20 protein-coding genes are annotated in these 22,765 nt (G+C 77.3%); 16 read left to right on the forward strand and 4 right to left on the reverse strand.

The features are described 5' to 3' along the window. Nucleotides 1-41: 41 nt before the first annotated feature. Entirely contained in the window at nt 42-2,102 is a 2,061-nt protein-coding gene (gene acs, locus EDF32_RS06900) for an acetate--CoA ligase (protein WP_123308042.1), read from the reverse strand. 139 nt (nt 2,103-2,241) lie between these two features. Between acs and EDF32_RS06905 the strand changes: the two genes are divergently transcribed. Next, the gene (locus EDF32_RS06905; protein WP_123307801.1) at nt 2,242-3,330 is read left to right on the forward strand and encodes an NADH:flavin oxidoreductase/NADH oxidase; all 1,089 of its coding nucleotides are present in this window, start codon (nt 2,242-2,244) and stop codon (nt 3,328-3,330) included. A gap of 218 nt (nt 3,331-3,548) precedes the next feature. On the opposite strand, the gene EDF32_RS06910 is transcribed toward EDF32_RS06905, so the two are convergent. After that, nucleotides 3,549-4,334 carry an HAD family phosphatase gene (locus EDF32_RS06910; protein ID WP_123307802.1) on the reverse strand — a complete coding sequence of 262 codons (786 nt, stop codon included), beginning with the start codon at nt 4,332-4,334 and terminating at the stop codon, nt 3,549-3,551. 135 nt (nt 4,335-4,469) lie between these two features. Between EDF32_RS06910 and EDF32_RS06915 the strand changes: the two genes are divergently transcribed. The 7 genes from EDF32_RS06915 to EDF32_RS06945 all read left to right on the forward strand — a co-directional run bounded on the left by EDF32_RS06915 (nt 4,470) and on the right by EDF32_RS06945 (nt 8,996). Further along, entirely contained in the window at nt 4,470-5,261 is a 792-nt protein-coding gene (locus tag EDF32_RS06915; protein ID WP_123307803.1) for a pilus assembly protein FlpE, read from the forward strand. Further along, on the forward strand, nt 5,258-6,421 hold the full coding sequence (locus EDF32_RS06920) for a TadA family conjugal transfer-associated ATPase (protein WP_233565773.1): 1,164 nt from the start codon (nt 5,258-5,260) through the stop codon (nt 6,419-6,421). Before EDF32_RS06915 ends, EDF32_RS06920 begins: the two co-directional genes overlap by 4 nt. Next, nucleotides 6,418-7,152 carry a type II secretion system F family protein gene (locus EDF32_RS06925; RefSeq protein WP_233565774.1) on the forward strand — a complete coding sequence of 245 codons (735 nt, stop codon included), beginning with the start codon at nt 6,418-6,420 and terminating at the stop codon, nt 7,150-7,152. The genes EDF32_RS06920 and EDF32_RS06925 overlap by 4 nt, the downstream gene beginning before the upstream one ends. Next, nucleotides 7,149-7,754 (forward strand): type II secretion system F family protein, encoded by a 606-nt coding sequence (locus EDF32_RS06930; RefSeq protein ID WP_233565775.1) that lies wholly within the window; start codon nt 7,149-7,151, stop codon nt 7,752-7,754. The genes EDF32_RS06925 and EDF32_RS06930 overlap by 4 nt, the downstream gene beginning before the upstream one ends. A gap of 188 nt (nt 7,755-7,942) precedes the next feature. Beyond that, nucleotides 7,943-8,185 carry a DUF4244 domain-containing protein gene (locus EDF32_RS06935; RefSeq protein ID WP_123307804.1) on the forward strand — a complete coding sequence of 81 codons (243 nt, stop codon included), beginning with the start codon at nt 7,943-7,945 and terminating at the stop codon, nt 8,183-8,185. A gap of 77 nt (nt 8,186-8,262) precedes the next feature. Beyond that, nucleotides 8,263-8,577: a TadE family type IV pilus minor pilin gene (locus EDF32_RS06940; protein ID WP_233565776.1), complete on the forward strand. Its 315-nt coding sequence runs from the start codon at nt 8,263-8,265 to the stop codon at nt 8,575-8,577. Next, on the forward strand, nt 8,574-8,996 hold the full coding sequence (locus EDF32_RS06945) for an Rv3654c family TadE-like protein (protein WP_123307805.1): 423 nt from the start codon (nt 8,574-8,576) through the stop codon (nt 8,994-8,996). Before EDF32_RS06940 ends, EDF32_RS06945 begins: the two co-directional genes overlap by 4 nt. A gap of 45 nt (nt 8,997-9,041) precedes the next feature. Here the strand turns inward: EDF32_RS06945 and EDF32_RS06950 are convergent, their stop codons facing one another. After that, nucleotides 9,042-11,522, reverse strand: coding sequence for a DEAD/DEAH box helicase (locus EDF32_RS06950; protein ID WP_233565777.1), 2,481 nt, complete (start codon nt 11,520-11,522; stop codon nt 9,042-9,044). Between the two features lie 48 nt (nt 11,523-11,570). Then, nucleotides 11,571-12,245 (reverse strand): molybdenum cofactor guanylyltransferase, encoded by a 675-nt coding sequence (locus tag EDF32_RS06955; protein WP_233565778.1) that lies wholly within the window; start codon nt 12,243-12,245, stop codon nt 11,571-11,573. Between the two features lie 143 nt (nt 12,246-12,388). Between EDF32_RS06955 and EDF32_RS06960 the strand changes: the two genes are divergently transcribed. From EDF32_RS06960 to EDF32_RS06995, 8 genes are all read left to right on the forward strand, one after another. Further along, on the forward strand, nt 12,389-13,789 hold the full coding sequence (locus EDF32_RS06960; RefSeq protein ID WP_123307806.1) for an MFS transporter: 1,401 nt from the start codon (nt 12,389-12,391) through the stop codon (nt 13,787-13,789). Next, on the forward strand, nt 13,789-15,990 hold the full coding sequence (locus EDF32_RS06965; RefSeq protein ID WP_123307807.1) for a molybdopterin oxidoreductase family protein: 2,202 nt from the start codon (nt 13,789-13,791) through the stop codon (nt 15,988-15,990). Before EDF32_RS06960 ends, EDF32_RS06965 begins: the two co-directional genes overlap by 1 nt. Next, nucleotides 15,975-17,543, forward strand: coding sequence for an FAD-dependent oxidoreductase (locus EDF32_RS06970; RefSeq protein WP_123307808.1), 1,569 nt, complete (start codon nt 15,975-15,977; stop codon nt 17,541-17,543). The genes EDF32_RS06965 and EDF32_RS06970 overlap by 16 nt, the downstream gene beginning before the upstream one ends. A gap of 43 nt (nt 17,544-17,586) precedes the next feature. Continuing rightward, nucleotides 17,587-17,793: a hypothetical protein gene (locus EDF32_RS06975; protein ID WP_123307809.1), complete on the forward strand. Its 207-nt coding sequence runs from the start codon at nt 17,587-17,589 to the stop codon at nt 17,791-17,793. A gap of 96 nt (nt 17,794-17,889) precedes the next feature. After that, nucleotides 17,890-20,514 (forward strand): nitrite reductase large subunit NirB, encoded by a 2,625-nt coding sequence (nirB, locus tag EDF32_RS06980; RefSeq protein WP_123307810.1) that lies wholly within the window; start codon nt 17,890-17,892, stop codon nt 20,512-20,514. Continuing rightward, nucleotides 20,511-20,870, forward strand: coding sequence for a nitrite reductase small subunit NirD (nirD, locus tag EDF32_RS06985; protein WP_123307811.1), 360 nt, complete (start codon nt 20,511-20,513; stop codon nt 20,868-20,870). Before nirB ends, nirD begins: the two co-directional genes overlap by 4 nt. Next, on the forward strand, nt 20,867-21,616 hold the full coding sequence (gene cobA, locus EDF32_RS06990; RefSeq protein WP_370449936.1) for a uroporphyrinogen-III C-methyltransferase: 750 nt from the start codon (nt 20,867-20,869) through the stop codon (nt 21,614-21,616). The genes nirD and cobA overlap by 4 nt, the downstream gene beginning before the upstream one ends. A 49-nt stretch (nt 21,617-21,665) precedes the next feature. Further along, nucleotides 21,666-22,763, forward strand: a complete 1,098-nt coding sequence (locus EDF32_RS06995) for a uroporphyrinogen-III synthase (protein WP_123308049.1) — start codon at nt 21,666-21,668, stop codon at nt 22,761-22,763. Nucleotides 22,764-22,765: the final 2 nt, after the last annotated feature.

Raw genomic sequence — 22,765 nt, forward strand, 5'->3', positions numbered from 1 at the left:
CTGCGCGGGGCGGGCCGGGGCGGCGTGGAGTACCGGTGCGGTCAGTCCTCGGAGGAGGACGGCTTGGCCAGGCCGGTCTGGATGAGGTCCATCACGGAGGAGTCCGCGAGGGTCGTGGCGTCGCCGACGGCCCGGTTCTCGGCGACGTCGCGCAGGAGCCGCCGCATGATCTTGCCGGAGCGGGTCTTGGGCAGCTCGGGGACGACGAGGATCTTCTTCGGCTTGGCGATCGGCCCGATCTGCTGGGCGACGTGGTCGCGGAGCGTCTTCTCGATCGCGGCGGACCCCTCGTCCGTCTCGGCCTCGGACGCGTGCTCACCCCGGAGGATGACGAACGCGACGACGGCCTGGCCGGTCATATCATCTGCGGCGCCGACGACGGCGGCCTCGGCGACCAGCTCGTTCGACACGAGCGCCGACTCGATCTCGGTGGTCGAGAGGCGGTGGCCGGAGATGTTCATGACGTCGTCGACCCGGCCGAGGAGCCAGATGTCCCCGTCGTCGTCCTTCTTCGCCCCGTCGCCGGCGAAGTAGATGCCGGGGAACCGGGACCAGTAGGTGTCCTTGAACCGCTCGAGGTCGCCCCAGATGCCGCGCAGCATCGACGGCCACGGCTCGGAGAGCACGAGGTACCCGCCGCCGCCGTCGGGCACGGGGTGAGCATCGTCGTCGACCACGTCGGCGACGATGCCGGGCAGCGGCACCTGGGCGGAGCCGGGCTTGGCGGCCGTGACACCCGGCAGCGGCGAGATCATGATGGCACCCGTCTCGGTCTGCCACCAGGTGTCGACGATCGGGGCCGTGTCGCCGCCGATCACGCGGCGGTACCACATCCACGCCTCGGGGTTGATGGGCTCCCCGACCGACCCGAGCACGCGCAGCGACGACAGGTCGAACCGGTCGGGGATCTCCGAGCCCCACTTCATGCACGCGCGGATCGCGGTGGGCGCGGTGTAGAGGATCGAGACGCCGTACTTCTCGACGATCTCCCACCAGCGGCCCTGGTGCGGCGTGTCGGGGGTGCCCTCGTAGATCACCTGCGTCGCGCCGTTCACGAGCGGGCCGTAGGTGACGTACGTGTGGCCGGTGACCCAGCCGATGTCGGCGGTGCACCAGTACACGTCGTCCTCGGGCTTGAGGTCGAAGACGTTGCGGTGCGTGTACGCCGCCTGGGTGAGGTAGCCGCCCGTCGTGTGCAGGATGCCCTTGGGCTTCCCGGTGGTGCCGGACGTGTAGAGGATGAACAGCGGGTGCTCGGCGTCGACCCACACCGGCGTGTGCTGGACGTCGGCCGCCTCGACGGCCTCGTGCCACCAGACGTCCGTGTGGTCCGTCCAGGCCACGTCCTGGCCGGTGCGCCGCACGACGAGCACGTGCTCGACCGTGGTGGGCTTCGCGCCCTCCTTCGGCGCGATCGCGGCGTCGACGGCCGGCTTCAGCGCGGACGCCGCCCCCCGCCGGTAGCCCCCGTCGGCCGTGATGACGAGCTTCGCGCCGGCGTCGGCGATGCGGCTGCGCAGCGCGTCGGCGGAGAACCCGCCGAACACGACGGAGTGCGGCGCGCCGATGCGCGCGCAGGCGAGCATCGCGACGACGGCCTCGACGATCATCGGCAGGTAGACCACCACGCGGTCGCCGGTCTCGACGCCGAGCGCGGACAGGGCGTTGGCGGCGCGGGAGACCTCACGCTGCAGCTCGGCGTACGTCACCGTGCGCGTGTCGCCCGGCTCGCCCTCGAAGTGGATCGCGACGCGGTCGCCGTGCCCGGCCTCGACGTGCCGGTCCACCGCGTTGTACGCCGCGTTGAGCCGCCCGTCGCCGAACCAGCGGGCGACCGGGGCCTGCGACCAGTCGAGCACCTCGGTGAACGGGGTGCGCCACGAGACGAGGTCCGTCGCCTGCTGCGCCCAGAACCCGAGCCGGTCCTCGCGCGCCTGGTCGTACAGGCCGGGCTGCGCGTTGGCGTGCGCGGCGAAACCGCTGCTCGGCGGGAAGGCCCGCGTCTCGTGCAGGAGGTTCTCGAGACCCGCCGGAGCGTCGCCCGGACCCGTCCCACCCGTCCGTTCGCCCGTGGTCGCAGTGGTCGGCTCGTTCTGGGGCACGTGGTCCTCCGGTTCGCATCGGCTCTGGTGCGCCCCGGGCGGCCGGGAGCCGGCCGAGGTCGTGACGCGGGCCACTCTAGTCCCGCGGGCGAGGGCCGCAGGTCGGAATGTCGGTGCCGCGGGACGCGTTCGCCCCGGCGTGACCCACCTCTTCCAGCCGCTGACGCTGCGCGGCCTGACGATCCCCAACCGCATCTGGCTCGCGCCGATGTGCCAGTACTCCTCCGTCGACGGGCTGCCCGGCGACTGGCACCTCGTGCACCTCGGCGCCCGCGCCGGCGGGGGGTTCGGGCTGATCCTCACCGAGGCCGCCGCCGTCGTCCCGGAGGGCCGGATCTCGCCGCAGGACGCGGGGATCTGGGACGACGCGCAGCGCGACGCGTGGGCGCGCGTCGTGGCGTTCGTCCAGGAGCGCGGGTCGCGCATCGGCGTCCAGCTCGCGCACGCCGGCCGCAAGGCGTCCACGTACCGGCCCTGGGCGCAGCAGCGCGGCTCGGTCGCGCCCGACGACGGCGGGTGGGCGACGCAGGGGCCGTCGCCCGAGCCGTACCCCGGGTTCGCGGACCCGCAGGAGATGAGCCCGAAGGAGATCGCCGCGGTCCCGCGGCAGTTCGCGGACGCCGCCCGCCGGGCGGACGAGGCCGGGTTCGACGTCGTCGAGGTGCACGCCGCGCACGGATATCTCCTGCACCAGTTCCTCTCGCCGCTGTCGAACCTGCGCGAGGACGGGTACGGCGGGACGCTCGAGAACCGCTCCCGTCTCCTGGTCGAGGTCGTCGACGCGGTCCGCGCGGCGTGGCCCGAGGACAAGCCCCTGCTCGTGCGGCTCTCGGCCACCGAGTGGCGCGACGACGGCCTGGGCGTCGACGACGTCGCCGCCGTCTCGCGGGTGCTCGCTGAGCACGGGGTCGACCTCGTGGACGTCTCCTCCGGCGGGAACGTGCCGGCGCAGATCCCCGTCGGCCCGGGCTACCAGGTGCCGGCGGCGCGTCGCGTGCGCGAGGGCGCGGGCCTGCCCGTGAGCGCGGTGGGGCTGATCACGACGGCCGCGCAGGCGGAGCAGACGCTGGTGACGGGGGCGGCCGACGCGGTGATGATCGGCCGGGAGGGGCTGCGCGACCCGATGTGGCCGCTGCGGGCCGCGGCCGAGCTGGGGGTCGTGCCCGGGGACGGTGCCGGCGCACGGGTCCCCGTGCCGCAGCCGCAGTACGCGCGGGCGCCGTTCTAGCCGGACGCACCGACGGCGCCCCGCGCAGGGACGCCGTCGATACCGGCGGGACGGGGGATATCAGGCGTGCACTCTCGCTGCCGTCCCGGGACGAGCCCGCTCGGCAGGTCCTTGTCGTGGACCGGTCGCGCGTGGGTTCCCACCGTCGTGTCGTCCCTCCATGAGACGCCCGGGCCGGCGGGCGCGCAAGCGGCGTGCCACGCCCCCGGGCGTGTCGCTCAGCGCCGTCGGAGCAGGCGCCAGCCGAGCACGGCGGCGCCCAGGACGGCCAGGCCGGCACCGGCCGCGAGCACCGGCGTCGGCGGGACCAGGCGCGAGCGGAGGTGGACGGGCCGGGAGAACGTGAGCACGCCCCAGCCGCGCTCGACCGCGAGCCGCCGCAGCGCGCGGTCCGGGTTGACGACGAAGGAGTTGCCGACCGCCTCCAGCATCGGGGTGTCCGTCACCGAGTCGGAGTACGCGTAGGACGCCTCGAGGTCGTACCCCTGCTCCGCCGCGATCTCGCGGATGCCCGCCGCCTTGTTCTCGCCGTAGGCGTAGAAGTCGATCGCACCGGTGTAGGCGCCGTCGGCCACCGTCATCCGGGTCGCGATCGCGTGGTCCGCCCCGAGGACGGCCGCGATGGGCTCGACCAGCTCGGCCCCGGACGCGGAGACGACGACGACGTCGTGCCCCAGGCGGTGGTGGTGGTCGATGAGCTCCACGGCCTCGGAGTAGACGACGGGGTCGATGTGCTCGTGCAGGGTCTCCGCGACGATCTGCGAGACCGTCGCGACGTCCCAGCCCGTGACCATCGCCGACAGGTGCGCGCGCATGCGTTCCGTCTGGTCGGCGTCCGCGCTGCCGAGCATGAAGAGGAAGTGGGCGTACGCGCTGCGCAGCACGTCGCCGCGGGAGATGAGGCCGCCCGCGAAGAAGGGCCGCGAGAACGCGGCCGCGGAGGACGTGGCGATGATCGTCTTGTCGAGGTCGAAGAACGCCGCGGCGCGCGGGGGCTGGCTCACGCGGTGAGCCTAGTCACCCTCCGTGCTCGCCAGCACCTCCCGCGCGGCGGTCCACAGCCTCCGCATCGAGGAGCGGCGTGCACAGGTGCCCGGAGGACGCCGAGGTCGGGCCGCCCGGTCGTCGACCCTGGCGGCATGACGAGGAGCGAGGACGCGCGGTGCGTCGCGGTCGTGGGCGCGTGCGGAGGAGCCGGGACGAGCACGGTGGCGGCGCTGCTGGCGCACGCGGAGCACCGCGGAGCCCGCCCCGCGGTGCTCGTCGGGCTGGACCGAGGCGGGGGCGGGCTGGACGTGGTCCTCGGGATCGAGGACCTGCCGGGCGCGAGATGGCCGGACCTCGACGGGGTGCGGGGCGACATCGACGGGCGCGCCGTCCTCGCGGCGCTGCCGGTGTGGCGGGGGGTCGGCGTGGTCAGCGCGGACCGGACGCGGCCGGTGCGGTCCCCGGGGGAGCCGGGGGTCGTGGCGGACGTGCTGCGGGCGCTGCGCGGCGCCGCGGGCCTCGTCGTCCTCGACGCCGGGGTGGCGGGCGCCGCGGCCCCCGACCTCCTCGGCGCCTGCGACGCCGTCGTCCTCGTGGTCCCCCTCGAGGTGCGTGGGGTGGCCGGGGCGGTGGCCGCGCTGGCGGAGCGCGCCCAGGCCGGAGCCGCCGGCCCGGGCACCGTCGTCGTCGCCCGGGACGTGCCCGGCGGCGGCGTCGGGGAGCGGCTGCTCGCCGACGTCGTCGGCGCGCCGGTGCTCGACACGCTCCCGTGGCACCGGGTCTCGCGGCGCGAGGCCGACGCGGGGTACGGGCCGCCGACGGGGCGGCGCACGCCGACCGGGCGCTTCGCACGCCGGCTCGCCGACGCGCTCGCCGTGCTGCCGGCGGTGCCGGGCCCGGTGGCGCCGGCGGTGCCGGCCCGCGGCCGGGCGGAGCCCTGGTGAGGGGGCGGGTCGAGCCGCGCCCGGCGGCGGGGGACGGCCTGGTCGGGGACGTGCGGCGGCGCATCGCGTCGGGCGACGCGCAGGACGTCGGCGACGCCCTGCGCACGTCCGGGCGGCTGCTCGGCAGCGAGACCGTGGACGCGCTCGGGCGTCGCGCACGGGCCGAGCTCTTCGGCGCCGGCCCGCTGCAGCGGCTCGTGGAGACCGACGGCGTCACCGACGTCCTGGTCAACGGGCCGCAGGACGTGTGGATCGACCGCGGCGACGGCGTCGAGCGCGTCGCCGTGGGCTTCCCCGGGCCCGAGGCCGTGCGGGCGCTCGCCGTCCGCCTCGCCGCGGCCGGCGGCCAGAGGCTCGACGACGCCAGCCCGATGGTCGACGCCTGCCTCCCGGACGGGACTCGGCTGCACGCGGTGCTGCCGCCGGTCTGCGGCGAGGGCGCGGTGATCTCCCTGCGGGTGCTGCGGCGTCGGGCGTCCTCGCTCGAGGGCCTCGTCGCCGGGGGCAGCGTGCCGGCCGGCTGGGCACCGCTCGTACGGGGGCTCGTCTCCCGGCGCGCGAACGTCCTCGTCTCCGGTGGTACCGGCTCGGGCAAGACGACGCTGCTCGCGGCGCTGCTCTCGCTGGTCGGGCCGGACCAGCGGGTGGTGGTCGTCGAGGAGGCCCGCGAGCTCGTGCCCGACCACCCGCACGTCGTGCCGCTGACCGCCCGCCGGGCCAACGTCGAGGGGGCCGGCGAGGTCGACCTCGCGGCGCTCGTGCGCACCGCGCTGCGCATGCGCCCCGACCGCATCGTGCTCGGGGAGTGCCGCGGGGGCGAGGTGCGCGAGGTGCTGATGGCGATGAACACGGGCCACGACGGCGGGTTCGCCACCGTCCACGCGAACACCGCCGCGCACGTGCCTGCCCGGCTGGAGGCGCTCGGGGCCCTCGCCGGCATGTCGCGCGAGGCGGTCGCGGCCCAGACTGTCGGCGCCGTGCACGTGGTGCTGCACGTGCAGCGCCGGGGGAGCCGGCGCTGGGTCTCCCAGGTCGGGCAGGTCGTCCGCGCCGGTCCGGCAGGGCTCGCGGTCGAGGTCGTCGGGCGCTGGGACGGTACCGCCCCTCCGGAGGCCGGGCCGGGATGGGCGGCGCTCGCCGAACGGTGGGAGCAGCGGTGAGCGCGGCGGGCGTCGCCGCCGCGATGCTGGTCGGCTGGACCGTGTGGTGGCTCGGCCCCCGCCCGCCCCGGCGGCGCGTGCGGCGCCTCGGCGCGCCCGTCCCGCGGACCTCGCGGCGGGGTCTGACCCCGGCGGAGCGCACGGACGCGAGGGGCGGTGGGGCCGAGCCGGTCGCGGTCGTGGCCCGCGTGGCCTCGCTCGTGCGCGCGGGCGCGGCACCGGGGGACGCCTGGCAGCAGACCTGCGGGGTCGAGGTCGACGATCTCGGCGTGCCCGACGGCGCGCACCTCGCCGCGCGCTGGGGCGGCGCGCCCGGAGGTCGGCGCCGCGGGGCAGGGTGGGCACGGCGGGCCGGTGGCCGGGACGCGGCGGTCGCGGCGCGGTCCCGCGCCGCGGCGGTCGTCGCCGGCTCGGCGCTCGCCGTCGAGCTGGGCGCCCCGACGGCGACGGTGCTCGACGTGATCGGCGCGGCGCTGGTCGCCGAGGCCGAGGCGCGCGACGAGCGCGACGCGGCGTTCGCCGGGCCGCGGGCCACCGTGCGGCTCCTGCTGTGCCTGCCGCTCGTGGGCGTGCTGCTCGGCGCGGCGCTCGGCGCCTCGCCCTGGGGCACGCTCCTGGGCGGCGGCGTCGGCTCGGCGGCGCTCCTGCTCGGGGTGGGGTTCCTCGGCGCGGGCTGGTGGTGGACGCGCCGGCTGGTCGCGCGGGCGCGGGCGGAGGGGAGCCCGCCGTGAGCGGGGCGGACGCCTCGGCGCTGGCGCACGGGGCGGCGGTCGCCGCGCTGGTGCTCCTGGGCGCGGCGCCGTGGTCGTCCCGCGGGCGGGACGCGCGCGTGCGCGCGGTGGCGGCCCGGGGACCGGCGGGTCCGGGTGGCGCGGAGGGCGCGGGGCAGCCCGCCCTGGCCGCCGCGCCGGTCGACCTCACCGTGCTGCTCGAGCTGCTGGGCGCGGCGGTCCACGCCGGGGCGGGCGTCCCGCGCGCGCTGGGGGCCGTCGGCGCGGCGGTGGGCGGCCCCGACGGCACCGCGATGGTCCGTGCCGGCCGGGCCCTCGTGCTCGGCGCCCGCTGGGACGATGCGTGGGACGGCGCCCCCGAGCGCCTCGAGGTCGTCGCCGAGCCGCTGCGCGCGACCTGGGAGTCGGGATCCGCCCCCGCCGGCGCGCTGCACGTCGCCCTCACCGAGCTGCGCCGCGAGGTCCGGGCGCGGGCGCAGCGCGCAGCGGGGCGCCTGGGCGTGCGCCTCGTCGTGCCGCTCGGGCTCTGTTTCCTGCCCGCGTTCGTGCTCATCGGGATCGTCCCGGTGCTCATCTCGCTCGGGTCCGGGGTCCTGTCGTGAGCCGGGCGTCCAGCCGCCGCCCACGGCCGCGCGCCACCGCCCGCCGGGCGCGGCCGGTGCGGTCGTCCACAGCGTGCCCCTGCGGGCGCCGGTCCACGGCACGGCTCGAGGGGGCGGCGGGGGACCGCCGGAGCACGGGAGGCTCGCCGCGTGACCCGCACGGTGCGGGCACGAGAGAGGGGGCAACGATGACCAGGACGACCCACGACACGCACCCGGTGCAGGGGCCGGAGGACGTGTCCGGCGAGGCGACGACGTCGCGGTGGCAGCAGGTGCGGGCGACGGGCGACGCGGGCCTGGCGACCGCCGAGTACGCCGTCGCCACCGTGGCCGCGGTCGGGTTCGCCGGGCTGCTGATCGCGATCCTCAAGAGCGACGAGGTGCGCGAGCTGCTGCTCGGGATCATCCGCGGCGCGCTGTCGGTCGGCTGACCGTGCGGGTGCGGGGAGGGCGGCGGGCGCACGCCGGGCCGTCGGGAGGCCGGTACGGCCGGGGCGAGCGGGGCTCGGTGACCGCCGAGCTCGCCGTCGCGCTGCCCGCGGTCGTGGTGGTGCTCGTCGCCGTCCTCGCGCTCGGTGCGGGCGCGACCGCCCAGATGCGGTGCGCCGACGCGGCGCGCGCCGCGGCCCGGGCGGTCGCCGTCGGCGAGGACGCCGCGACGGTCGACGCCACGGTGTCCCGTCTCGCCGGGTCGGGGGCGAGCCGGCGGACGAGCGAGGACGGCGACTGGGTCACGGTGGTCGTGCGTGCGCCCGTCGTCGGCGGGATGGAGCTCGGGCCCCTGGAGGCCCGGGCGGAGGCCGTCGCGCGGGTCGAGCCGTGACGCCGCGGAGCGCGCGGCGCCCGCGGGCGGGAGCGCGGGCAGTCGCGGGTGGCGGCGCCGAACGGGGCGCGGGCACGGTCCTCGTCCTCGGCCTGGTGGCGGTCGTGGTGGTCCTGGGCCTGGCTCTCGGGGCCCTGGCGTCGGTCCAGGCGAGCCGGGGAGCGGCACAGACGGCGGCCGACCTCGCGGCGCTCGCCGGGGCGTCCGCGGCGCTCCGGGGCGCCGAGCCGTGCCCCGTCGCGGCCGAGACGGCCGAGCGCAACGGCGCGCGGCTCGTGCGCTGCGCGGCGGAGGGTGGCGGCGTCGTCCAGGTCGGGACCGAGCGCGCCCGCAGCGGTCCCGCGGCCCTGGTCGACGGCCTCGTCGGCCCGGCGAGCGCCCGCTCGCGTGCGGGACCGCGCTCCGCGCGCGGCGGATGACCCGAGTGACCCGAGCGACCGGGGTGGCCCGGCCGGGGCGGAGGCTCAGCGGCCGCGCGGCTCGCCGGGCGCGTGCGCCAGGACCGCGTCGAGCAGGCGCACCGCGGCCGCCTTGTCGAGCGGCGCGTTGAGGCTGCCGCACTTGGGCGACTGCACGCACGCCGGGCACCCGGACTCGCACGGGCACGCCGCGATCGCGGCACGCGTGGCACGCAGCCACGTCGCGCCGAGCTCGTAGCCGCGCTCGGCGAACCCGGCCCCGCCCGGGTAGGCGTCGTAGACGAACACGGTCGCCTGCCCCGTGTCCTCGTGCAGGGCCGTCGAGACCCCGCCGAGGTCCCACCGGTCGCACGTCGCCAGGAGAGGAAGGAGCCCGATGGAGGCGTGCTCGGCCGCGTGCAGGGCCCCGGGCGCGGTCTCCGCGTCGATGCCGGCCTCCTCGAGGACGCCGTCGGGCACGCTCCACCAGACCGCGACCGTCGGCAGCGCACGCTCGGGCATCTCCAGGGGCTCGGTCCCGAGCACCTGCATGTCGGGCAGGCGGCGGCGCTGGAACCCGACCACCTGCGAGCGGACCTCGACGCGACCCACGCCCCACGTGACCGGGCCCCACCGGCGCTCGGTGGGCGCCTCGGGACTCTCCTCGCCGGCCGTCTCGTGCAGCCCGACCACCTCGATGCTCGTCACGTCCCGCGACCAGGTGCCGTGGTCGACGGCGCGGCGCGTGGCGAGCGCGACGCCGTCGGTCAGGTCGAGGTGGTCGACGACGTACGTCGCGCCCTGGTGGACGTACACCGCGCCGTCGTGCACCTGCCCGTCCGCGGCGGCGGCGTCGACGGTCCCCAGGAGCCGGCCCGTCTCGGCCTCGACGACGCGGACCGGGGCGGCGCCGGAGCCGCGCAGGTCCGTGAGCCCGGCCGCGCCCTGCGCGTGCGTCCAGTACCAGCCGGACGCGCGTCGGCGCAGGGCGCCGCGGGCGACGAGGACGTCGAGCACCGACCGGACGTCCGCCGCCCGGCCGAACGCGTCGAGCTCCTCGGCGCGGACCGGCAGCTCCGCGGCTGCGGCGCACAGGTGCGGGGCGAGCACGTACGGGTTCGCCGGGTCGAAGACGGTCGCCTCGAGCGGGGCGTCGAAGACCGCCTCCGGATGGTGCACGAGGTACGTGTCCAGCGGGTCCTCGCGGGCCACGAAGACGACGAGCCCGTCGGCACCGGCCCGCCCCGCCCGCCCGGCCTGCTGCCACACGGACATCCGGGTGCCCGGCCACCCGGCGATCAGCACGGCGTCGAGCCCGGAGATGTCGACACCGAGCTCGAGGGCGTTGGTCGTGGCCAGCCCCGTGACCGTCCCGTCGCGGACCGCCTGCTCCAGCTCGCGGCGCTCCTCGGGCAGGTAGCCGCCGCGGTAGGCCGCGACCCGGCCCACCAGCGCCGGGTCGACCGGGCGCAGGTGCTCGCGCGTCGCGGTCGCGACGGACTCGGCGCCCCGACGGGAGCGCGTGAACGCGAGCGTGCGCGCCCCGTGCGCGACGAGGTCCGCCAGGAGGTCGGACGCCTCGGCCGTCGCGGTCCGGCGCGGGTGCTCGGGCCGGTCGGTCGGGACGGGGGCCTCGTCGACCGGACCGGCGTCGGCAGAGGTCGGGGCGCCGCGGTAGCCCGCGAGCTCGGGCGGCTCCCACAGGGCGAACGTGCGCGCGCCGGCGGGGGAGGCGTCGTCGGACACCACGAGCACCGACGCCGGGTCGACGCCGGCGAGCCGCCCGGCGCTCACGGCGGGCTCGGCCGTCGTGGCCGACGCGACGACGAACGTCAGCCCGCGCCGGGCCGCGCGGCGGGGCCGGTAGTGCTCGGCCAGGCGCGCCAGCCGCCGCAGCACGAGCGAGACGTGCGCGCCGAACACGCCGCGGTAGGCGTGGCCCTCGTCGACGACGACGTACCGCAGGCTGCGCAGCAGCCGCGCCCAGCGGCGGTGGTTCGGCAGGAGCGAGTAGTGCAGCATGTCGGGGTTGGTCAGCACCACGTCGGCGTGGTCCTGGACCCACTGCCGCTCCTCGAAGGAGGTGTCGCCGTCGCACGTGGCGACGCGCAGGTCGCGGGCGTCGGCGGCGCGCAGGAGGCGCTCGAGGCCCGCGAGCTGGTCGGCCGCCAGCGCCTTGGTGGGGCTGAGGTAGAGCACCGACCCGCGGCCCGCGGCGGACTCGACCCGGCCGGCGTCGAGCACCCCGCGTGCGGTGTCGACGCGCACGGAGGACAACGCGGGAAGCCAGAACGCGAGGGACTTGCCGGACCCGGTGGAGGTCGCGAGGGCCACGTGCCGGCCGGACCACGCGGCCTCGGCCGCGGCGACCTGGTGCCGCCACGGGCGCTCGACGCCGAGGGTGCGGTAGCCCGCGACGAGCGACGGGTCGGCCCATGCCGGCCAGTCGGCCCCCACGCCGGCCCGGGCCGGGATCTCGCGCACGTGCGTGAGCCGGTCCGCGCGGCGACCGCCCGCGAGCAGCACGTCGAGGAGCGGGTGGGCCACGGGCTCATCGTCCCACGCGGCCCGCACCCTCCACCGCCGAACGCGTCGTCAGTGGGTCGGATCGGCCTCGTCGGCCGACTCATGACGCGTTCGGCGGTGGAGGGCGGGGCGCGTCCCGCCGTGGAGGGCGAGGTCCGCCGGGGTGTCGATGTCGCGGCTCGCGCCCGTCGCGTCGTCGAGCCCCCGCAGCCGCAGGTGCCCGAGGAGCCCGCGCACGGACGCGCCCGTGAGCGTCCCCGCCCCGGCGCGCACCCGGTCCAGCGCGTCGCGCAGCGCGCCGCGGCGGTAGACGCCCACGAGCCACTGGTCGCGGCCCTCGAGCACGAGGTGCGCCCCGTCGTACCCCTCGGCCCCGGGCGACGCGGCCCACCCGAGCAGCCCCGGCACCGCGTCCGCCGCGTCGGGGACGTCGCACGCGAGCAGCAGCACCCAGGCTCGCGCGGCCCGGCCGTCCCTGCCGAGAGTCTCGAGCGACTCGAGCCCCGCCCCGGTCGCCGCGACCGGCCCGCCGAACGGCGGGTCCTCCCGGGCGACGAGCACGCCGGGCCGCGCCACGTCGTCGGGCCCGACGACGACGGTGCGCCCGGCCGCGGACGTCGCCCGCAGCACGTGGTCGAGCAGCGGCACGCCCGCGACGAGCAGGCCGGGCTTGGGGGTGCCGAGGCGCGTCGCGCGCCCGCCGGCCAGCACGACGGCGTCGTGCTCGGGGAGGTGGTCCGTCACCCGTCGGACGCTACGCGTGCTCACACGGGCCCCGCGCGGCGTGTGCGAACTTCCTTACGGTCGGGAAACCACGACCGCGCGGCACCGAAACACGCCGTCCCTAGCGTCGGGGGCACCTGCCCACCCGATCGCTGGAGGACCCGATGTCCGCTCCGACCACGCACGACGAGGGTTCCGCCGTCGTCCCCACCGACGACACGGCACCCGCGCGCCGCCGGCTCGGTGGCCGCTGGATCGACGACTGGGACCCGGAGGACGAGACCTTCTGGCACGACGGCGGGCGGCGCATCGCCCGCCGCAACCTGTGGGTCTCGATCTTCGCGGAGTTCCTCGGGTTCGCGGTGTGGGGGCTGTGGTCGATCGTCGTCCCGCAGCTCGCCGACGCCGGTTTCGCGTTCACGACCGACCAGCTCTTCTGGCTGATCGCGGCGCCGAGCCTCGTCGGCGCGACCCTGCGCATCCCGTACACCTTCGCTGTGCCCCTCCTCGGGGGCCGCAACTGGACCGTGGTCTCGGCGCTGCTGCTGCTGGTCCCCACGATCGCGCTGGCGCTCGCGGTGCAGGACCCGACGACGAGCTTCGGCGCCATGCTCGCGGTCGCGGCGCTCGCGGGCTTCGGCGGCGGCAACTTCGCGTCGTCGATGGCGAACATCTCGTTCTTCTTCCCGGAGCGGGAGAAGGGTCGGGCGCTCGGCATGAACGCGGCGGGCGGGAACCTCGGCTCGGCGGCCGTCCAGCTCGCGGTGCCGGTCGTCGTCACGGTCGGGGCCGGGGTGAGCCTGCAGCGGGCCGGCCTGATGCTGGTGCCGTTCGTCCTGCTGGCGGCGTTCCTCGCGTGGCGGTGCATGGACAACCTCGGCACCGCGAAGACCGACCCGCGCGCGTTCGCGGCCGCGACCCGCCAGCGGCACACGTGGGTCATCTCCTTCCTCTACATCGGCACGTTCGGCTCGTTCATCGGCTACGCCGGCGCGTTCCCGCTGCTGCTGAAGAACCAGTTCCCCGAGGTGACCCTGTCGATCGCGTTCCTGGGCGCCCTCGTCGGCTCGGTGACGCGCCCGCTCGGCGGCATCCTCGCCGACCGCGTCGGCGGCGCCCGGATCACCGTGGCGGCGTACGGCGCGATGGCGCTGGGCGCGGTCGGCGCGATCGCGGCGCTGCGCACCCACTCCTTCGGGCTGTTCTTCGGCTCGTTCCTGTTCCTGTTCGTCGCCACCGGCATCGGCAACGGCTCGGTGTACCGGATGATCCCGGCGGTCTTCCGCGTCACGGCGGACCGGCGCGCGCAGGGCCTGGGCGACGGCGCCGTCCGCGCCTCGCGGGCGGCGGCCGCGAAGGCGGCGGCCGGGTGCATCGGCATCGCGGGCTCGGTCGGTGCGTTCGGCGGTTTCCTCATCCCGCGCGGGTTCGCGGCGTCGACCTCGGCGGCGGGGAGCATCGTCCCGGCGCTGTGGGCCTTCATCGGGGTCTATGCCGTCATGGCGCTGGTGTGCTGGGCCGTGTACCAGCGCGGGTCCACCGTCATGGGCGCGGCGCGGGTCTGATGACCTCGCCCGCCGCACGGGCAGCGGCCCGCACGCACTGCCCGTACTGCGCCCTGCAGTGCGCCATGTCCCTCACACCGGTGATGGACGACGACGGCTCCCGCCCTCCCGTCGTCGTCTCCCCGCGGCAGTTCCCCACCAACCGGGGCGGGCTGTGCCAGAAGGGCTGGACGTCCGCCGAGCTGTTGCGGGCGCCGGACCGCCTCACGCACCCGTGGGTCCGTGACGACGGAGCCGACGACGGTGCGCTGCGCCCGGCGACCTGGGACGAGGCGCTGGACCGGGTCGTGGCGGGCGTGCGGTCCGCGCAGGCGGCGGGCGGCCCGGAGGCCGTGGCGGTCTTCGGCGGCGGCGGCCTGACGAACGAGAAGGCGTACGCGCTCGGCAAGTTCGCCCGCACCGTGCTGCGCACCCCGCACATCGACTACAACGGCCGGTTCTGCATGGCGAGCGCCGCGGCGGGCGCGAACCGGACGCTCGGCGTGGACCGCGGCCTGCCGTTCCCGCTGGCGGACCTCGGGGGTGCCGACGCGGTGCTCCTGCTGGGCAGCAACGTCGCCGAGACGATGCCGCCCGCCGTGGCGCACCTGGCCCGGGCGCGCGAGCGGGGCGGGCTGGTCGTCGTCGACCCGCGGCGCAGCGCGACGGCGCGCCTGACGGAGGACGGCGCCGGGACGCACCTCGCGCCGGTGCCGGGCACGGACCTGGCGGTCCTGCTCTCGCTGGCGCACGTCGTCCTCGCCGAGGGGCTCGCCGACGGGGACTACCTCGCGGCGCGCACCACGGGGCTCGACGACGTGCGCCGGGCCGTCGCGCCGTGGTGGCCGGAGCGCGCGGCCACGGTGTGCGGGGTCGGGGCGGACGAGGTGCGCCGCGTCGCGCGGCGCCTCGCGGCGGCGTCCCCCGCGCGGGGTGGGGCGGGCGCGTACGTGCTCACGGGGCGCGGCGTCGAGCAGTCGACGCAGGGCACGGACACGGTGACGGCGGCGATCGACCTGGCCCTCCTGCTGGGCCTGCCCGGCCGGCCCGGCGCGGGCTACGGCGCGATCACGGGCCAGGGCAACGGGCAGGGCGGCCGGGAGCACGGGCAGAAGGCCGACCAGCTGCCGGGGTACCGGTCGATCACCGACCCGGCGGCGCGCGAGCACGTGGCCGGGGTGTGGGGCGTGGACCCGGCGACGATCCCCGGTCCCGGGCGGCCCGCCATCGAGCTGCTGGGCTCGCTCGGGCGCCCGGGCGGCCCCCGGGCGCTGTTCGTGCACGGCAGCAACCTGCTGGTCTCGGCGCCGGACGCGGGCCGCGTCGCCGAGCGGCTCGCCGCGCTCGACCTCCTCGTGGTGTGCGACGTGGTGCCGTCCGAGACGGCCCGGCGCGCGGACGTGCTCCTGCCAGTGACGCAGTGGGCGGAGGAGGAGGGGACGACGACGTCCCTCGAGGGCCGGGTGATCAGGCGCCGCAGGGCGCTCGACCCGCCCGGCGGCGCGCGCTCCGAGCTGTGGCTGCTCGCGGAGCTCGCACGCCGCCTGGGCTCGGCCGTCGCGTTCGGCACGGACCCGGCCGCGGTCTTCGACGAGCTGGCCCGGGCGTCGGCGGGCGGGCGGGCGGACTACTCGGGCCTGAGCCACGCCCGTCTGGACGCCGACGAGGCCGCGGGCGGCGGGGGCCTGTTCTGGCCGGTCCCGGCGCCCGCCCGGCCGGGCGGCCCCGCGCACCCCGGCACGCCGCGGCTCTTCCTCGATGCCTTCCCGACCGCGGACGGCCGGGCGCGCCTGGTCGGCGTCGCCCACCGCGGCCCGTCGGACGACGTCCGCCCGGATGCCCCGACGTACCTCGTCACGGGCCGGGTGCTGCAGCACTACCAGTCGGGGGCGCAGACGCACCGGGTGCCCGAGCTCGAGGCGGCCCAGCCCGAGCCGTTCGTCGAGATCCACCCGCTGCTCGCCGGGCGCCTCGGGATCGAGGACGGCGCGCCGGCGCGGCTGAGCACCTTGCGGGGCACGGCGGTGCTCCGCGCCCGGGTGTCGGACGCCGTGCGCCCGGACACCGTGTTCGTCCCGTTCCACTGGTCGGGCGAGGGCAGCGTCAACCGGCTGACGACGGACGCCGTCGACCCCCTGTCGAAGATGCCCGAGCTCAAGGTGTGCGCCGTGCGCGTGGAGCCGGCGACAGCAGAGAAGGAGCCCGCATGGACGTCGTCGTGATCGGTCACGGGATGGTGGGGTCGCGGTTCGTCGACGATCTGCTCGCGCGCACCACCGAGGCGCGGGTCACGGTGCTCGGCGCCGAGCCGTACGAGCCGTACAACCGGGTGCTGCTCAGCGACGTGGTCGCCGGCCGCACGGGCGTCGCCGCGATCACGCTGCCCGCGCCCGACGACGGCCGGGCCCGCGTGCGCCGCGGCGTCGCCGCGGTCGCCATGGACCGCCGGGCCCGGACGGTGCTCGACGACGCGGGCGGCGCGCACCGCTACGACGCGCTGGTGCTCGCGACCGGCGCCCGTGCCCGGGTCCCGGACCTGCTGGGTCTCTCGACGGGGCCGGGCGCGGGGCTGCCGCCCGGCGTGCACGCCCTGCGGACGCTCGACGACGCGCGCGAGATCGTCGCGGCGGCGGCGAACGCGCCGCGCACCGTGGTGGTGGGCGGCGGGGTGCTCGGCGTCGAGGCGGCCCAGGGGCTCGCGGCGCGGGGGCTGGACGTCACCCTCGTGCACGGCGCGCCCGGGCTGATGGACCGCCAGCTCGACGCGGCGGCGGGCGCGGTGCTCGCCGGCACGCTCGAGCGCGCCGGCGTGCGTCCGCGCACCGGGGCGCGGCCGTCGCAGGTCCTGCTGGTCGACGGGCACGTCGTGGGGGTGCGGCTCGACGGGCGCACCGCCACCCCCGGCGAGGTGCTGCCCGCCGGGCTCGTCGTCCTCGCCGCGGGCGCGGTGCCGGAGACCGCCCTCGCCCGGGAGGCGGGGCTCGAGACCGACCGGGGCGTCGTCGTCGGGCACGACCTCGCGACCGGACGCGACCCGCGGGTCTTCGCGATCGGGGACTGCGCGCAGCCGCCGGACGGGTCCCGGGGCCTGGTGGCGGAGGGCTGGGACCACGCCCGCCGGCTCGCCGACCACCTCGCGGCCCTCGCGCACGAGCCGCCCGCGGCATGGCAGAACCGGCTGCCCGGCACGTGGGGGCGGCCCTCGGCGGCCCTGCGGCTCGGGGCGCCGCTGGCCTCCCGCGCGGCCGGCTCGGTCGGCGTGCGCGGCACCGACGTCGTCACGGTCAAGGGCCTGTCGGTCGTCGCGATGGGGGTGTGCGGGGCGCGCCGCGCGCCCGACCCGGCGCACCGGTCCGTGGTGCTGTCCGACCCGGCGTCCGGCCGGCACGTCGAGATCGTCGTCGCGGGCGACGTGCTGGTCGGGGCGACGTGCCTCGGCGACGCCCAGGTCGCGGCCGACCTGACCTCGGCGTACACGCGCCGCACCCCCGTGCCCGCCGACCCGGCGCACCTGCTCCTGACGTCCGTCACGCCGCACGCCGCGCACGCGTCGTCCCCCGAGCACATGCCGTCCGACGCCGTGGTGTGCCGGTGCAACACCGTCACGAAGGGGCAGATCGCCGACTGCTGCGCGGACGGCGCGACGGAGCTGGCCGACGTGGCGCGGGCCACCCGCGCCACGACCGGGTGCGGGAGCTGCACGAAGGCCGTGTGCGGGATCCTCGAGTGGGCCCGCGGGGGACGCGCGCCAGCCCTCGCCGCGCACGGCTCGTAGACTGCGGGGCCGGGAAGCCGTCGTCGTCGGAGGGAAGAGCCAGGTGTCGCAGAGCGCAGGTCCGTCGATCGTGTGGCCGGTCCTGGTCGTCGTCGCCCTCGCGACGATGCTGGTGAGCCTGGCGTTCGACAGCCGCCGCCGGGTGGACGAGGGCTCCGGCACCCCGGGGCGCAGCCGCGCCCGCGTCGTCGGCCTGGTCAGCGGCGCCGTCGGTATCCTCGCCCTCACCGCGTGGGTGCTGACGAAGTAGCTCTCACACCGCGGGCCGCGGCCCGGTGAGAAAAGCGTTACGGCCCGGGAACGGGGCACGCACCGAGGCGAAACCCGGGCTTCCTACCGTGCTGGCATGAGCACATCACCGCAGCACCTGGTCGTCGTCGGCGGCGGCATGGTCGCCCACCGGCTGGTCGAGGCGCTCCTCGCGCGGGACGCGGCGGGCGCCTGGCGGATCACCGTGCTCGCCGAGGAGCCGCGCCTGCCGTACGACCGCGTGGCCCTGACGTCGTACTTCTCCGCCCGGGACCCCGAGGAGCTCGTCCTCGGCGACCCGGCGATGTGGGACGACCCGCGCGTGACGCTGCACCGCGACTGCGCCGTCACGGCCCTCGACCGCGGGGCCCGGACCGTCACGGACCGCCTCGGGCGGGTCCACGGCTACGACGAGCTCGTGCTCGCGACCGGGTCGTCCGCGTTCGTCCCCCCGATCCCGGGGGCGGACCTGCCGGGCGTGTTCGTCTACCGGACGGTCGACGACGTCGCCGCCCTGCGCGGCTGGGTCGAGCAGGTCCGCGCGGAGCGGGGCCGGGGGACGGTCGCCCGGCCCGTGCGCGGCGCGGTGCTCGGCGGCGGGCTGCTCGGGCTCGAGGCGGCGGGGGCCCTGCGGGCGCTGGACGCGCAGGCCACGGTCCTGCAGTTCGGCACCCACCTGATGGACGTGCAGATCGACCTCGGCGGCGGGCAGGCGCTCAAGCGGCTGATCAACGACAGGGGGATCGCCGTGCGGTGCGGCACCGCGACCGAGCGGATGCGCGCGGACCGCCGCTCCGGGCGGGTCTCGCGGCTCGACTTCGCCGACGGCGGCCGGCTGGCCGTCGACATCGTCGTCCTGGCGACCGGGGTGCGCCCGCGCGACGCGCTCGCCCGGGAGTCCGGGCTGGAGATCGGCGAGCGCGGCGGCGTCGTCGTCGACCTCGCGTGCCGGACGGCCGACCCGGCGGTCTCCGCCGTGGGCGAGGTCGCCTGCATCGAGGGGCGCTGCCTCGGCCTGGTGGCCCCCGGCTACGCGATGGCGGAGGTCGTCGCGGACCGGCTGCTCGGCGGCGCGGCCACGTTCCCGGGCGCGGACACGGCCACGAGGCTCAAGTTGCAGGGCGTGGACGTCGCGAGCTTCGGCGACGCGCACGGCCGGACCGAGGGCGCGATGGAGCTCGTGCACGCGGACCCGGTGGCCGGCGTCTACAAGAAGCTCGTGCTCTCCGACGACGCGCGCACTCTGCTGGGCGGCGTGTTCGTCGGCGACGCGGCGCCGTACGCCTCGCTGCGGCCGATGCTCGGCAGCGAGCTGCCCGGCGACCCCGGCGCCTTCCTGCTCCCCGAGGGCGGGAGCGGCAACGGCCTGGCCGCGATCGAGCTGCCCGACGACGCGGGCGTGTGCTCGTGCAACAACGTCACCGCGGGCACGATCCGCGCGGCGGTGACCGAGCACGGCTGCACGGACGTCGCGGCGGTCAAGGGCTGTACCCGGGCCGGCACCACCTGCGGGGCCTGCCTGCCGCTCGTCACGAAGATCGCCACGACCGAGCTCGAGAAGGCCGGCATCGAGGTCTCGACCGCGCTGTGCGCGCACTTCGAGCTGTCCCGCGCCCAGCTGTTCGACGCCGTCCGGGTCGCCGAGCTGCACACGTTCACCGAGATCATCGAGCGTTTCGGGGCGGTGCCCGAGGGCGCGAGCGGCGCGGGCCGCGGCTGCGACGTCTGCAAGCCCGTGGTCGCCTCGATCCTCGCGAGCCAGGGCAACGGGCACATCCTGGCGGGCGAGCAGGCCACGCTGCAGGACACGAACGACCACATGCTCGCGAACATGCAGAAGGACGGCACCTACTCCGTGGTACCGCGCATGCCGGGCGGCGAGGTGACGCCGGAGGGGCTGATCGTCGTCGGGCAGGTCGCCAAGGACTTCGGGCTGTACACGAAGATCACGGGCGGGCAGCGGATCGACATGTTCGGGGCGCGGGTCGAGCAGCTGCCGCTGATCTGGGCGCGGCTCGTCGACGCGGGCTTCGAGTCCGGGCACGCGTACGGCAAGTCGCTGCGCACGGTGAAGTCGTGCGTGGGCTCGACATGGTGCCGCTACGGCGTCCAGGACTCGGTCGGCATGGCCGTCGAGCTGGAGCTGCGCTACCGCGGGCTGCGCAGCCCGCACAAGCTCAAGCTCGGCGTCTCGGGCTGCGCGCGCGAGTGCGCGGAGGCGCGCGGCAAGGACGTCGGGGTGATCGCGACGGACAAGGGCTGGAACATGTACGTCGGGGGCAACGGCGGGCAGACGCCCCGGCACGCGCGCCTGCTCGCCGAGGACCTCGACAGCGCGACCCTGCTCCGCACGATCGACCGCTTCCTCATGCTCTACGTCCGCACGGCGGACCGGCTGCAGCGCACCGCGCCGTGGGTCGAGGAGTACGAGGGCGGGCTGGACGCGGTCCGGGCCGTGGTGCTCGAGGACTCCCTCGGCATCGGCGCCGACCTCGACGCGGCGATGGCCCGGCACGTGGACGGGTACGAGGACGAGTGGAGGGCGGTGCTCGAGGACCCGGAGAAGCTCGCCCGGTTCGGGTCCTTCGTCAACGCGCCGACGACGCCCGACCCGACCCTCGCGTACGTCGCGGAGCGCGGTCAGAAGCGGCCCGCGACGCCCGACGAGATCGCCACCGGGCCCGTGCTGGTCTCCGGCCCGGCGATCGAGGTCCGGGCGTGAGCGCCGTGTGCCGGCTCGAGGAGCTCGTCCCCGAGCGCGGGTCCGCGGCCCTGCTCGAGGGGGCCGACGGCGCACCCGTGCAGGTCGCGCTCTTCCGGCTGCTCGACGGCACGGTGCACGCCGTGCAGCAGCTCGACCCCTACTCGGGCGCCCAGGTGATGTCCCGCGGGATCGTCGGCACGCGCGGCGACGAGCCCACGGTGGCGGCACCGGTCTACAAGCAGGTCTTCGCGCTGCGCACGGGGGAGTGCCTCGAGGCGGGCGGGCGCACCCCCCGCCCGGGCCTGGGCGTGCACCTGGCGACGTTCCCCGTCGAGGTGCGCGACGGCGTCGTGCACGTGGGCGCGGGCGGGTGACCACGCCCCCCGGCCCGGGGCGGGTGGTCCTGGTCGGCGGCGGCCCGGGCGCCGTCGACCTGCTCACCCTCCGCGGCCGCCGCGCCCTCACGGAGGCGGACGTCGTCGTCGCCGACCGGCTCGGGCCCGTGGCGGTGCTCGACGAGCTCGCGCCCGGCGTCGAGGTGATCGACGTCGGCAAGGCGCCGGGCCATCACACGGTGCCCCAGCACGAGATCAACGCCATCCTCGTCGAGCAGGCGCGGCGCGGGCGGCGCGTGGTGCGGCTCAAGGGCGGCGACCCGTTCGTCCTCGGCCGCGGCGGCGAGGAGGTCGAGGCGTGCCGCGCGGCCGGGGTCCCGGTCGAGGTGGTGCCCGGCGTCAGCAGCGCGCTGTCCGTCCCGGCGCTCGCGGGGATCCCCGTGACCCACCGCGGCACCGCGGCGGGGTTCCACGTGACCAGCGGCCACGACGGGCTCGACGCGCTCGCCGTCGCCTGCGCGCGCGACGGGGCCGCTACCCTGGTCGTCCTGATGGGGGTCGCCGTCCTCGGCCGGATCGTGGCGCAGGCCCTGGCCGCCGGTGCGGTGGCGGGGACGCCCGTCGCGATCGTCGAGAACGGCTCGACGGAGCGGCAGCGCACCGTCCGGGGGAGCCTCGGCGAGATCGTCGCCGCGGCGGCCGCGGCCGGCGTCCGGTCGCCCGCGGTGATCGTCATGGGCGGCGTCGCCGCCGAGGACCTGCTGGAGGGGGACGCGCGTGGCTGACGGCCCGCCCGTGACCGACGGCCCGGGCGTCCGCCCGCTGGGCCAGGTCATGGCCGGCTGCCGGGTGCTGATCACCGCGGACCGCCGGGCCTCGGAGCTCGCGTCGGCGCTGGAGCGCCGCGGCGCGGCGGTCATGCACGCCCCTGCGCTGAGCATGGTGCCGCACGCCGACGACGAGGCGCTGATCGCCGGGACCCGCGCGCTGGTGGAGAACCCGCCCGACGTCGTCGTCGTCACCACCGGGATCGGGTTCCGGGCCTGGGTCGAGGCGGCGGACGCCCACGGCCTGGCGGACCGGCTGCTCGAGGTGCTGACGGACTCGCGCATCGTGGCCCGCGGGCCCAAGGCGCGCGGCGCGATCCAGGCCGCCGGCCTCACGGCCGACTGGGTGGCGGAGTCCGAGACCTCGGGCGAGATCGCCGACGTCCTGCTCGGCGAGGGCGTCGCGGGCCTGCGCGTCGCGGTCCAGCACCACGGGGCGGGGGCGGACGGGCTCGACGTCGTCTTCGCCGAGGCGGGTGCCACGGTCTCGAGCCTCGTCGTCTACCGCTGGGGGCCGCCGCCGGACCCGGTGGCGCTGGCCGCGTCCGTCGAGGCCGCGGCCTCCGGGGACGTCGACGCGGTGGTGTTCACGTCCGCGCCGGGCGCGGAGGCGTGGCTGCGCGCCGTGGAGGACCAGGGGGTGCTCGAGGCGGTGGCCGGGCGGGTCCGCTCCGGCGGGATGGTCGCCGCCGCGGTCGGGCCGATCACCGCCAAGCCGCTCGAGCACCGGGGGATCGCCAGCCTGCAGCCCGAGCGCGGCCGGCTCGGGGCGCTCGTGCGGGCGCTCGTGGGCCACTACGAGCACGCGGAGACGCTCGCCCTGTCGACCGTGGCGGGGCGCCTGCTGATCCGCTCGCGGGTGGCGGTGCTGGACGGGCGCGTGCTGCCGCTCTCGCCGAGCGGGCTCGAGGTGCTGCGCGTGCTCGCGGCGGCGCGCGGCGACGTCGTCCCGCGCGACGCCGTCCTCGACGTGCTGCCGGGCGCGTCGAGCGACCCGCACACCGCGGAGGTCGCGGTCGCCCGGCTGCGGGAGGCCGCCGGGGACCGCTCGCTCGTCAAGACCGTCGTCAAGCGCGGCTACCGGATCGCGCTCGCCGAGGGCTGATC

This window comes from Cellulomonas sp. PhB143 (assembly GCF_003752595.1).
Classification (GTDB): domain Bacteria; phylum Actinomycetota; class Actinomycetes; order Actinomycetales; family Cellulomonadaceae; genus Paraoerskovia.